This window comes from Acetobacterium wieringae (genome assembly GCF_023700225.1).
GTDB classification, from domain to species: Bacteria; Bacillota; Clostridia; order Eubacteriales; family Eubacteriaceae; genus Acetobacterium; species Acetobacterium wieringae.
In genome coordinates, this window is record NZ_CP097897.1 from 3,126,635 (window position 1) to 3,139,150 (window position 12,516).

Annotated in this window: 9 protein-coding genes; 2 read left to right on the forward strand and 7 right to left on the reverse strand. The window is 36.9% G+C overall.

What is annotated here, in order from left to right:
- Nucleotides 1-3: 3 nt before the first annotated feature.
- The 3 genes from gad to CHL1_RS15295 all read right to left on the reverse strand — a co-directional run bounded on the left by gad (nucleotide 4) and on the right by CHL1_RS15295 (nucleotide 4,466).
- Nucleotides 4-1,419 (reverse strand): glutamate decarboxylase, encoded by a 1,416-nt coding sequence (gad, locus tag CHL1_RS15285; RefSeq protein WP_250933806.1) that lies wholly within the window; start codon nucleotides 1,417-1,419, stop codon nucleotides 4-6.
- Nucleotides 1,420-1,571: 152 nt separating this feature from the next.
- Nucleotides 1,572-3,488 (reverse strand): FUSC family protein, encoded by a 1,917-nt coding sequence (locus CHL1_RS15290; protein WP_250933808.1) that lies wholly within the window; start codon nucleotides 3,486-3,488, stop codon nucleotides 1,572-1,574.
- A 282-nt stretch (nucleotides 3,489-3,770) separates the two neighbouring features.
- Complete coding sequence (locus CHL1_RS15295) at nucleotides 3,771-4,466, reverse strand: C39 family peptidase (protein ID WP_250933810.1); 696 nt, start codon at nucleotides 4,464-4,466, stop codon at nucleotides 3,771-3,773.
- A 483-nt stretch (nucleotides 4,467-4,949) separates the two neighbouring features.
- Between CHL1_RS15295 and CHL1_RS15300 the strand changes: the two genes are divergently transcribed.
- Entirely contained in the window at nucleotides 4,950-5,777 is an 828-nt protein-coding gene (locus CHL1_RS15300) for a MerR family transcriptional regulator (RefSeq protein ID WP_250933812.1), read from the forward strand.
- Complete coding sequence (locus CHL1_RS15305) at nucleotides 5,774-6,427, forward strand: methyltransferase family protein (protein WP_250933813.1); 654 nt, start codon at nucleotides 5,774-5,776, stop codon at nucleotides 6,425-6,427. Before CHL1_RS15300 ends, CHL1_RS15305 begins: the two co-directional genes overlap by 4 nt.
- Nucleotides 6,428-6,890: 463 nt before the next feature.
- Here CHL1_RS15305 and CHL1_RS15310 read toward each other — a convergent pair whose 3' ends face one another.
- The 4 genes from CHL1_RS15310 to CHL1_RS15320 all read right to left on the reverse strand — a co-directional run bounded on the left by CHL1_RS15310 (nucleotide 6,891) and on the right by CHL1_RS15320 (nucleotide 12,402).
- Nucleotides 6,891-7,874, reverse strand: a complete 984-nt coding sequence (locus tag CHL1_RS15310; RefSeq protein WP_250933815.1) for a hypothetical protein — start codon at nucleotides 7,872-7,874, stop codon at nucleotides 6,891-6,893.
- Between the two features lie 1,129 nt (nucleotides 7,875-9,003).
- The gene (locus tag CHL1_RS15315) at nucleotides 9,004-10,101 is read right to left on the reverse strand and encodes an SEFIR domain-containing protein (protein ID WP_250933817.1); all 1,098 of its coding nucleotides are present in this window, start codon (nucleotides 10,099-10,101) and stop codon (nucleotides 9,004-9,006) included.
- Nucleotides 10,102-10,253: 152 nt separating this feature from the next.
- Nucleotides 10,254-10,469: an IS3 family transposase gene (locus CHL1_RS18590; RefSeq protein WP_420840476.1), complete on the reverse strand. Its 216-nt coding sequence runs from the start codon at nucleotides 10,467-10,469 to the stop codon at nucleotides 10,254-10,256.
- Between the two features lie 328 nt (nucleotides 10,470-10,797).
- Complete coding sequence (locus CHL1_RS15320; RefSeq protein WP_250933819.1) at nucleotides 10,798-12,402, reverse strand: recombinase family protein; 1,605 nt, start codon at nucleotides 12,400-12,402, stop codon at nucleotides 10,798-10,800.
- Between the last annotated feature and the right edge of the window lie 114 nt (nucleotides 12,403-12,516).

The following is a 12,516-nucleotide window of genomic DNA, read 5'->3' on the forward strand; positions in this document are numbered from 1 at the left end:
AATTTAATGAATAAAACCGGATGGTCCTTTATTTCCGGTATCCTCGCCATGAACGAGTAGCTTCGCCGCATCCAGTTCTTTGATCGCCTGGTTAAAATCATTGATAAATTGGGTTGCAATTTGCATATTGAAGTCCTGCCTTACAACCACCCGTTGAATGATGCAATCCGCCATATTTTCCGGTAATGGGTAGGCCGGAACCTGCCACCCGTTCATTCTCACCCGATCTGCCAAGTCATACAGACTCCAGGGTTTATTTGCCGTCTCCCTGAGCGTCCAACAGACAATGGGGATATTTTTCCCATCGTTGTAGATTTCAAAGAGACCCGTTTTCTCAATTTCGGCAGCGATATAAACCGCCACATCCCGGGTTCGCTGATGGATGCTGATATACCCCTGTCGGCCATAGCGCAGGAAATTATAATACTGGCCAATGATCTGACTGGCCGAACGGGAAAAATTAATGGCCATGGTCGGCATGCTCCCTCCCAGATAGCTGACGTTAAAAATCAGCTCGGTCGGCAAATATTGTTTATCCTTCCACAGAATCCAACCGACCCCAGGATAAACCAGGCCATATTTATGCCCCGAGGTATTAATGGAAACAACGTTTTTGAGTCTAAAATCCCACTTTAAATCGGGATAGATAAATGTCGCAAACATTCCTCCCGATGCCCCGTCGACATGGATATAGACCGGAAGATCATGGCTGTTGTTATATTCCTCCAGAAGGTTATTCAGACCTTCCACATCATCATATTTACCGGTATAGGTAATCCCCATTATAGCGACAACACCAATGGTATAATCATCGACGAATTCTAACACCCGGCCCAGATTAAGGCTCATGTGATTTTTATCCAGGGGCACCAGGCGCATTTCAATATCCCAATAGACACAAAATTTTTCCCAGCAAACCTGGTAACCTGAAGATATAACCAAATTCGGCTTCCGAGCCTGAATATCCAGCCCTTTTTCTGCGGCCCGCTTGCGCCAGGCAAACTTCAGGGCCATCCCACCAAGCATACAAGCCTCCGATGAACCCACCGTTGAGGTTCCGATAAAATCATCCTGATCGGCAGCATGCCACAGATCGGCAATAATATTAACACAACGATTCTCCAGATCGGCGGTTTGGGGGTATTCCGATTTGTCGATAGCGTTCTTTTCCAGCGTCTCCGCCATTAGTTTCACCGCTTCCGGTTCCATATAGGACTGACAAAATGTTGCCAGATTCTGGCGGGCGTTACCTTCATCGATCAGGTCATCTTTAATCAAGCGATAGGCGATTTCCGGCGCCAATGGATTTTCCGGCAGCGTATACTGGGGAATCGGTTCATCACTGGCCACCGAGCCCATCACCGGGGTCGCGTAAACATTTTGCAGTTGTTCTTCCTGACATTTTCTTGATACTAACATTCTTTCCTCCTTTTGATGCGGTCTATAACGATTGTTTTTTATATACCCATAATCGCCGCTGGAACATAGCATTTGCAAAGTCGTTTTTTCTGCCGGTTCTCAGAAAAAAATTATAATGACCTTGTCAAAGACCATTTAAAATTTTACATGCGCTAATTCCCACTCGACCGTTTAAACAGATCCAATTGATTCATTGATCTTATTATTTCGATACTTTCCCAAACGACGACTTTATTTTTTAATGAATATTGACTAATTATTTCTCCAATTAACTGTTCATCATTTTCGGTATTTCGATACTTGTCATTTTTGCTGATATCCTGGCAGATATTTTTATAATCTTTGATGCAGTTTTTATTTGCCAGCAACCAGCGGTATTCGTTATAGATATTAAGGATCAATGCATGTCTGACGCCAATAAAAGACGTGATCATTTCCGCATTTGAAACTTTTATCAACGCCGATAATTTATCCTCAATCATGCCGGTAAAAAGCATAAAATTCATTATCTTATGTTTAAAATCATCCGTATAATTCTGCGCACTTCCAATATCATTGAAAAAGCCAACAATAATCTCATCATACATTTTCTTCAAATCTTTTTCTGCGTCAGATTCTTGATAGGGTAAAACGAGTTTACTCAATAACACGGCACACGCGCCCCCAATAATAACATAGATAATTCTGTCAAGGCTCAGATTCGTTGAATTCTCCACTAACACAAACGAACTGATTGCCGTTATTGTTGAAAAAATCATTGAATAGGTGTAATTATCCATAAAGAAAATTGTCAAAAATAAGGTGATTACCATCACGATTATTCCTGCATCTCTTAGTTGTAAAAACGAAAAGAGTATAATAACAATAATTCCGCCAATTATTGTACCGAAAATTCGTTTTCCCGTTCTTTGCCTTGAGATTTCATAGAATGGATAGGTTAGTGAAGAAATTGTGAACAGAATCCAATTGCCATGTTGAAGGTTAAAATAGTTTACGATAAATGCAAATACAGAAATTGCAAAGGCCAATCGAAACGCATATGACCGACTTAATGGATCGATCGAAAGTTTTACCTTAAATTTTTTTGTTGACTTAAAATTATTTGTTCGTTGTTCATTTTTTGTAATCTCTTTTTTATTAATTTGATCCGACTTCTTCATTTTATTTAAATAATCGCTTAAGCACTGCAACTGATAAACCAATTTCATCATCACTAGATCTTTTGTATTATCGAGATTATATTTTTGAAAAAAGGCATCAAACAACGGATCTAAATGATTTGTTTGATTGACATCGCAATCTTTTACAGATCGTTTAAAACTATTTATTAAAGCCACTGCCTCATCAAGGAAAGCGTCCGCTTCGCTGTCTTTTTTAAGGCGACTTAACAGGTCATTTATATTTTCCAAAGCAATCAGAACATTAAATTTGATTTCACTTTCATTATTAAAATAATAGTTGTCCTTTCTCGATTCATAAATCACTTGTTTCAGACGACTGATATATGCTTTTATTTTACAATCAACCAATTCATCATTCAGATTATTTTTGACATTGCTGATCTTATTTTCGAGACCACTGCAAATTTCTGGAATTATAATTTTGCTTTGTTTTTTAACACTGTCCTTGTTTACCACTAATTGCACAAACATGATGCAAACAGCGCTCGCTGCTAAAGCAGCCAGTCGCAGTGGCATTTCTTCCAAACTAACTGGAAATGAAATTAAAAACACATACTGTAAACTAAACGGGGTAGACATTGGTGAACTAATGGTGTAGCTTAGTGCGCTTGCAATCATGAACAGAGTTAAAAAATCAATCGGAATGGCCAAAAAAATATTAATCGAAGAAATATATGCAACAATGCCCATGACAACATTAAATGTTACCAATCTTATAAGATTTTTTATCGGATTCGCAGTCATATTTTTCGACAAGTATATCAGTATTGCAAAGACGGTACTAATTGCAATGACAAGATTCGCACTCCCGAACACCATTGCGAAAAGTGCAATAAATGTTACGATACTGATAAATAAAACTGCTGTTTTAATAAGTTTCTTTTTCATCTTCACGTCCTTATCTCTGTCTTTTTTGATAAAACCTACTTTCTATCGGCGCAGTGTCTGGGATGTGGGGATCACTTAATTTGGGTTAATTCCATATAATATGCTTTCTACCTCCATTTTCTGTCATAACTCATATAGCCATTTCCATCGATTTTAAACAGCTCGCAATATACATCACCTTCAAAAAGCAGTTGATCAATGACACCAAACATGACTGGATAAACAATACTGCATGACAACTATCAGAATAATCCTAAAAATTAGCTTATTGACAGAATACCTTTAATTGAGATAGAACACCCCATTATTATTAAATTCAGATGCACCCTTTATGACTAAGCCAAAGCGCGTGTAGATCGTACCTGATTCATCCATGTCAATCCAACGGTTTTCGAGATCACTCTGAGACATCAGGCAATAACCAACGCAGGCTGGATCATTAAAATAGAATTGATATCCATCATTTGTCTTTTGATAGCCCACACAAATCACCCAGTGACCATCGGAAAGATAGGCGTGGTCTGATGCATTGGGATCGGTTGTGTTATATTTATCACTCCAGGCTTGAATACACATCATCACCGGATCGCCAGCATCAATCAATGAAACCAGTTCTTCAATTGAAATATTTTCTTTTTTCTCAACATTAACCCCTTGGGATTTAAAATAATTGTAAATCTGCTGAGGCGTCGTACCATTCTCAGGCGTGGTTCCCAGATCATGTTCGTAGGTTGACAGATTCTTATCCCCAATCTGTGGATATAGATAATTCATCAGCATCTGCACACAGGTGGTACCGCAGGTATAATCGCCATATTGGCGGAGATTCGGGACATCAATGAATTGATCGGCATCGGTTGTGTAACTAACATAAATACCACTTTTTTCATTCGCTGACTTTTCTTTGATTTGAGTACTGCAAGCCGCGAGTGTGACAACCATACATAACACCAGAAGCACTGCCAATTTCTTTTTCATAAATAATACCTCGTACTGTTTTATTTTTAATTATATCGTCACATCAAACAAAATACCAGATAATCGCCAAAAGTAAGAATAGCATTTCTTTTTTCCAAATAAAAAACCTGCTACAATCGTAACAGATTCTATCTAACATCAATTTTGATGCGTAGTTCATGGTGGCGGAGAAGGTCATACTCAAAATCAAAAACCGCTTCAAAATTAGTCGTTTTTATACAACTAAATCTCTTAACACGCATCTGCTACATCTATAATTTAATCCGTAAAAATACCATAATGCTAGGATACCTATACCTTGTATTCTTGGCATTCCTTCTGATATCAACTGACATGACCTATGAATAACCGTATTCACATTCAATCAAACCAACTTGCCAAACCGGGCATTTACCTTATTAATGTGCTTAATGAATATATCATATTTTTCTTGACCTCACCCTAAGAGTGAGGTTTATAATGTTTTTAAGGAGGACGAGTGTGATGAGCGATATAACAATTGGAGAATTTGCAAAACTGACAAGATGTACAAGTAAGACCATTTTGTATTATCATAAAATCGGACTGTTACAAACACCAAGGCGATCAACAAATGGGTATCGTATCTATGGGGCAGAAGAGATGGCAAGGATGAGTATGATTCAGCATTTAAAGGGGTTTGGTTTGGATTTGACAAAAATCAAAGAAATTTTGGGTGATGCAGGAGAACCGCATAATCTAGGAGAATTTCTTTCTTCTTGGAAACAGGAGCTAATAAGAGAAAAGGTAAGAATTGAAATGCAGTTATTGAAGGTGGATGAGTTGCTAAGAGACACACTTATTCCAATAGAGCAGGCCACTTTTCACTCTGATACTTTCCAAGAGATAACTAAGATACTTGAGCCCATACAAGAGGCTTATAAAATTCGGGAAAGTCCAGAAGCAATTCAACAGCATCATAAAGCCTTTGGGATCATAGAGGATTTTCAGTGGGGCGACCAGTTTAAGGAGAATTTACACGGTATTGCGCAATATTTCAAAGAACATCCCAATGACTATCAGAGAGCGGTGGCATTTGGGGAACGTTTAGCTGCTTTACGTACAATGGCAGAGAATGATCCAGAAGTGGAGCGTCTTGCCAGAGAAGGAAGCGAATTTATTAAGGCCGTGCCAGAACTGAAAGAAATGCTTTATGGTCAGATTGGATTGGGTGAGTCCAAAGAACAACTGATGGATGATATGGCAAAGCAAGTGCTATCACCAGCACAAATGCGTCACAAGGCACTTATTCAAAAATATTTAAATTATAAAGGAACGGAGGATTATTTATGAAAGAAAAAAAGATTCTAGTTCCATTAATACTGACTATATTATTGTGGGTAATCTTTTTTCTGCCAGCAGGAAGTCTGCATTTTTGGGAGGCTTGGATGGTATGGGGTGGTTTCACTCTGATTACACTTGGAATCACTCTTTATTTTTCAAAAAAAGCACCTGAATTTCTAGAGCGAAGATCAACGGTTCAAAAAAAAGATAAAACCAATCAATCGCCAGCTATATTTAAATTATTCTATCTCGGATTTATTTTACCAGGACTTGATTATCGTTTTCACTGGTCAGTAGTGCCACTATGGCTTATCCTTACATCAGCTGTCTTGGCACTTTTGGGATATCTTTTTATATTTATTGTCTTTCGGGAAAATATGTTTGCGTCCGCAGTTATCCGGGTGGAAAGAGAACAGAAAGTGATAGAATCAGGGCCGTATGCACTGGTGCGACATCCGATGTATACGGGAATGATTGTAATATCCCTATTTCTTCCGTTGGCTTTGGGCTCTTACGTTGCGATTGTACCGATGCTTTTAATTGTACCAATGTTAGTGCTTCGCATCCAAAAAGAAGAAGCTTTGCTAAAAGATGAGCTAAAGGGATATGATGCGTATTGCAAAAAGGTAAGATATCGATTGTTGCCGTTGGTTTGGTAACTGTTGTTAAGCGCTTACGAAAGAAGTTAATGAACGGGAGAAGCAAAAACAGAATTCCCGAGAACACGTAACGAGGAATTTCGAAACCCCTTTAAATCAAAGGTTTTGAGAGGAGATATCTTGAAATGAAATATTTCTATAATTATTTGGTGTTGGCATAAAAATTCTTCTTCTGATTATAAATAAGCCCAAATCTCTTATAATCGAGATTTGGGCTATTATTTTTTGATCGTATCGGCTTTCATAACCTGAACCTGAAACGACCCTGGGAGCATTTCAAATATCTATTGGGGGGGCCACTCATATATAGAACCAACTCTATCTAGGAATTCAATCGGCAGTGCCTAATCACTTTGCAAGCACTGTACTATAACTAGTTTCAAACTGAAACCGATAGTTGGGTTAAACCAACATACTGGCTTTGAAATTCAATCAAAGTCAAGGCTTTGATTTTTTTACAAATTTATTTCCATAAATCGTCTAGGGTACTTGCTTCGATCAACTTTGCATATGATGTATATCTAGGCGCCTGAGGAGCTTTCCCTTTTGTTGCTCCAGATAGAAGTACCTTTTTTATTTGTTTTGCATCGTCTTTAAAGTATAGTATATATTTATCCGTATCCTTATATTTTTCTATCCGTTCAACCTCAGCAACATAGGTTATTGCCGATATCGGGGCGACCTGATAGACTGCAATATATTTGATTTTGTCCAGCATAGCCGCTGAAATCCTGATTTGATACCAGCATTTTTCAGCAATGAAGACTTCTTTAAATCCATCTTCTTTTGCCGGAACCACTATAGTATCCAATTCATCCAAATCCGTAGATGGAAGTACAGCCTCCAATACATCTTCTTGGAACGGAGTAAACCGATGTAACATTTTCCCGTTAGCAATAAAGCTTTGAGCCTCAATTATATCTGCTGAAATTTTAATTTTTGACAGAACTCTTGTCAGCTGCTCACTTGTTTCATTAATGACGATAATTACAGCGACATCTTTATCAAATATCAGTCTATCCAGCAATTCATTAATGTTGCTGAACTTTGAGGACACCTTCAAAAAGTCTTCTATCTTTTTACTCTTAGCAGGATCTTTATCTATATCGTCAATCAAAATGGTTTTAATCTTATGCTTGCTCATTTCAGAAGAAATAGCAAAGCGCAATACCTGCTCACCTATATGACCATAGACATCATGGTCACTCAGTTCTATTTCAACAAAATACAAAACCGGTTCATCGTGAAATTTCAAGTCCAGATAATAACCATCTGGAATAGCAGCGCCTTCCTTTGACTTTCCAATTTTCTTTTTTATATCAAAATATATGCCCTGTGACCCAAAAATTAATTCTGAATTGACAACTACCATTTTTTCGTATTCTGCTTCATATGCATATTGATATTCGCTAAATAAAACGCCATTTTCATCAATTATTTTGTACATCCGCACTTCCTCCACATCTTATATAAAACGTTTATTTGAGTATTCAATCGCAAATTTCTCAAACATCTTTCGCTTTAAACACTTATCTGGATATTCTATAAATTCAACTTTCCGCTTGGAAACTCACAACCGCCCTCAGTTTTTTTCTTTCGGAGCTCCTTAAACAATTAATGTCGCCTGTCTAATCCCGGTTAAGTTTCACAGACAAATTTTTGGCATTGAACTTTTGGATCACTTTATTATCGAACCGAACAAGACCTTCTTTAGCATACGATAAAATGAAAAAATAATGAGTTTTTATGTTCTAAAATAAACTATCAGCGTAGCTATAATCTCGAATACTATATGTTTAGGTGTTTTTTTATTTTATTCATATGTCTTTTCGTCCCACGATCAATCGGTTCATTTTGACCGAATTCTTTTTTCGCTCTATCAACATAGGTAATAAAATTACCTATGTGTCCCTTCTTTTACATAAGCGCCCTTCCTCGAATATTTCAAATATATTTTTTTACAACTAACTCTTTTCCCGTTCTTAATTTGTCTGACTGTAGCTTTTGTTTTTCTGTATAAACGATAGTAATATTTGCTTACTGTTTTATCTCTAATTGTTATTTCTGAACCATTAAAGGTAAATCCTAGATAACTTAAACTTACCTTTTCCGAATTAGTTTTTTCATTTCCTGAGGATGTTTCCAAATTCAGATTCTGTAACTCACCATTTTATTTAATTCTGGTAACATATTCCCCCCCAAAAATAATTGTACTCTAAAAAAAACCTGCTACAATCGTAACAGGTTCTATCATCATATTTGATGCGTAGTTCATGGTGGCGGAGAAGGTCATACTCAAAATCAAAAATCGCTTCAAAATTTAGCCGTTGTTTTGCATAAAAGTATATTTTTGTCACGGTAAAAAATCGCAAGTCTTATACTATTCAGGGTGATTATCAAGACCTTTAGAATCCGTGGTAACGAAATAAACAATTTATATGACGACATACCCAAAAACGTCAAACATGATATCAAATAAATCAGCTTCTCGGCTGAAGCTATAACTCCAAAACGGTAGAGTTCTGTCAAAAATATAAGAGCGGACTCCTGTTGTATTAATTATCACTTATCACTCACTAAAGTTCTATTTGATAGGGTTTCGCAGGTTTATTTTTTTCTAGAATAATCGAATCTTCGTCATACTCGTTTATCTCATCGACATGACGATAAAAAAGTTCCTTTTTGTGAATTTTATATTGCATGAGAGGTTTTATTTTGTTTGAGCTTTCATCAATAATAGCTGGAATAAGATAATACTCTCCAAATTTTTGATATTTCTGTTTGAAAATATTAAAAAATGCAAAATTATCTGTTGGATTGGCTCTAATAAGGCGCGTAAAATTAAGCAATAGCATTTCATCCATAGGAACACCTTGTCTTTCTGCTCTTTTTGCAGCGGTTTTCAGATTTGACCCAATCACAATATAATATCCGGCCTCTTCGTTAGGAATATCACCTTCAATTAGGGCAATCCTGATATCATCACTTTTATCGTCAACTCCAACGTCAGAAATCCAATCTTTGAAAATTTTTACTGCATATTCTTCATGAATAAATAGCAATAACAAAATCGGCAAATCAGTATTAACAATGAACCCAGCTCCGCGCCATACAGCTTTATCCCAAGTTTCTAAATCTATCATTGATGTAATAAACAAAGTTTTACGTTCTTTTTCTGGCAACGGACGTAATTTACCCAATGGCGGTTTTTGCTTTGTCTTTATTCCTCGCAATCGCCAGTATAAATCGTCAAATCCTTTTTGTGTGCTGACGTCATAATATGTGCTCCCTTGAATTGGAGTAGGAATATAGTCTATATCAGCTCTGCTAAAAATCACAGGAATATATTTCTTATTTATTGAATCTGCCATATATAATTTCTGGTATATAATATGGCCTTCCCATTTTGCACCCCTACCAATACCAGCTTCAACTGTCCCTGCTATTTTATTTTGATATCCTATTGACCCAACAACCAAGACGTAATCTGCAATATCGATACTTTTTTCCATCCACCGGGGCCATCCCTCAGGGGGTGACTCCTCGTATTGGTCTAAAATAGTATCTATTCCGTCGCTACGTAATTTATTAGAAAATTCCAAAACTTTATCAGCAAAGGAAATACTATCTTGAGAATAACTAATAAAAACTTTAGGACTATACTGATTTTCCATAAAAACACCTCTACACAACTTTTTATCCGATTTAATTATATCATGAAAAGAGATGATTGGAATAAAAATCAACATAACTTTGCCAAATACGGGAGCGCGATAGCTTACATTGGCTGTCGTATCCTTGTATTCATTTGTGATTTAATTGACTGTCAATATTTTTCATGGGCTAATTTCCAATAAGCTGCTAGATTTAGATATCCTAATGACGAGTGTATTCGAATATTGTTATTACAATTGAAATAATCCAAAAGCTTCAGATTTAAATTTTCAAGTATGTCAAAGCTGTATTGATTAGAAAATTCGGTCATGAAGACTTTAAAGCACTTTATGCAATAGCAGTAATTTTCATAATACCTTCCGTACATGCTACCATGTTTGACCTTGTGAATAATAATTAAACAAAAACAACTTGCACCGCTTTACTTTTTAATATTAGCAATAAAACGATAGATTTTTTAGCTAAAAATAATAAAACATTTATTTTTATAACTCATTCTCACAACTTTATTTCATCTATGTTTTGTTTCATCAGCTCAGTATGCAAAATTCTTTGAATAATTATCGAATTTTTATTTACCTCAGTATTTAAAAAGTTTTAAATTTATCTGCCCTATCTGCCCTTTTTTCTCCACAATTTTGAAAAAAAAGAGCTGCCTTAAACAGCTCCTCATTCGATCACCAATGACCACTTTCTCATATCGCTTCTCCGATATCATACCAACATTCGCAAAGACTTCCCCGTGATAATATTTTCTTAAACCGATAGGTAGCACTTTTTCTGGTTCCAAAAGAAAAAGCCACGTTTAACGTGACTTCGACTGTCTCTTTAAAGACGACAACTTTATGAACATACTTATCAATGAATCGACGAACTTCAGGAATGTTTTTCGTTCGAACCCATTCCCGGCTTTTATCCAGAATACTCTGGACTTCATTTGTGGTTAGCTCAACGGTTTCCTCAACCCGAGAAGCTTCTGATAGCTTTCCTTCCAGCCTTTCTCGCTCTTTCTCCAGTTCTTTAATCCGATCGAACATAGCTGCATTGCTGACCCCCTGGGCAATCGCATCGACTAAATTTTTTACTTTAATCTCATTGGCTGTAATCTGCTTTTTGACCGTCTGAAGATCGGAATCAAGATTTAACATCAATGCTTTGCGATGAGTATTCAACTCATTGGTGATCGTTTCTACGTCATCGTATAAATACTTGTAAAGCAGCTCCAGAACAGCATCGTCAATACTTGTCTGTTCAATCCCTTTATTGCTGCAGTGGTGATCTTTATGGCTGCTCTTATACCCGCAATGATAGGAAGAATATGCCTTATGACCTGGCCTTTCCTTTCGATAGCAACTGACGTAAGAATAACCGCATTCACATTCAATCAGACCTGTCAGCAGGACTGGATGCTTTAATCTGAAACGTCCATTTGTTTTTTTATTTGTAGCCATGATTTTCTGAACTGCCTCAAATGTGTCTTTGTCAATAATCTGGGGAATCCCTCCCTCAATTCGGATCATATCTTCTTCCGGTTTAAAGAGATGTCCATTCCGGCCATTAGCTCCTTTTGCTGACAATCGATCATAAATATAAACACCTGTGTATCGCTCATTATGCAGCATCCAGTTAATTGCAGATTTGGAAAGTGTGTTTCCTTTTTTTGACTTGTTCAACCCTTTTGCTTCAAGCGCACGAATAATTTCAGCATAACCGTAGTTTTCCTTTTTCATTTGGAAAATCAATTGAACCGTCTTCATTTCATCTTCATTTTTGGCCAGAATAAATTTCTGCGTTTCAGGATCAACATCATAGCCCAGTGGGAGGTTTCCGCCTGTATACAAGCAATCCCTGGCTTTTTGAAGCAGCCCTTTTCGCACTTCTCTGGCCAAATTTCGTGAATAGTATTCTGCCATCGCTTCAGTCAAGCCCTCCAGCAATACACTTTCCGGTTCACTGCCAAAACATTCGGTTACTGAAATAAACTCGATCTTATTTTTAGCCAATATTTCTTTATAGGTCGATGACAGATTTCGTGATCTGGCAAACCGGTCTCCCTTATGAACCATCACCGCCTCAAATTCGCCCTTCTTACTGTCTTCAATCATTTGCTGAAACTGGGGTCGCTGATCGGTTGTTCCGGATATTCCAAAATCAATGTAGGTATTGATCAGACAGTAGCCATGTTTTTCACAATATTCTTTAATCCCATAAATCTGAGCATCAATCGATGACTCATTTTGCATATCTGTTGATACTCTGGCGTAACCAACAGCCCGTTTAATTGTTCCTTTTTTTGACATTTTTTCCTCCAGTCCTCTATCTGAAATATATTTTCATATATATAATATGCGTTTATGCTATTTTCTGATTTTTGCTTTTTATGAGGAAAAGTCTTCATGATTTAAGACCTTTCC

Excerpts from the sequence above, each read along its gene's own strand:
- CHL1_RS15300 (WP_250933812.1), top strand. The coding sequence starts at position 4,950 with ATGAGCGATATAACAATTGGAGAATTTGCAAAACTGACAAGATGTACA.
- CHL1_RS15320 (WP_250933819.1), bottom strand. The coding sequence starts at position 12,402 with ATGTCAAAAAAAGGAACAATTAAACGGGCTGTTGGTTACGCCAGAGTA.
- CHL1_RS15305 (WP_250933813.1), top strand. The coding sequence starts at position 5,774 with ATGAAAGAAAAAAAGATTCTAGTTCCATTAATACTGACTATATTATTG.
- CHL1_RS15310 (WP_250933815.1), bottom strand. The coding sequence starts at position 7,874 with ATGTACAAAATAATTGATGAAAATGGCGTTTTATTTAGCGAATATCAA.
- CHL1_RS15295 (WP_250933810.1), bottom strand. The coding sequence starts at position 4,466 with ATGAAAAAGAAATTGGCAGTGCTTCTGGTGTTATGTATGGTTGTCACA.
- CHL1_RS18590 (WP_420840476.1), bottom strand. The coding sequence starts at position 10,469 with ATGTACGGAAGGTATTATGAAAATTACTGCTATTGCATAAAGTGCTTT.
- gad (WP_250933806.1), bottom strand. The coding sequence starts at position 1,419 with ATGTTAGTATCAAGAAAATGTCAGGAAGAACAACTGCAAAATGTTTAC.
- CHL1_RS15290 (WP_250933808.1), bottom strand. The coding sequence starts at position 3,488 with ATGAAAAAGAAACTTATTAAAACAGCAGTTTTATTTATCAGTATCGTA.
- CHL1_RS15315 (WP_250933817.1), bottom strand. The coding sequence starts at position 10,101 with ATGGAAAATCAGTATAGTCCTAAAGTTTTTATTAGTTATTCTCAAGAT.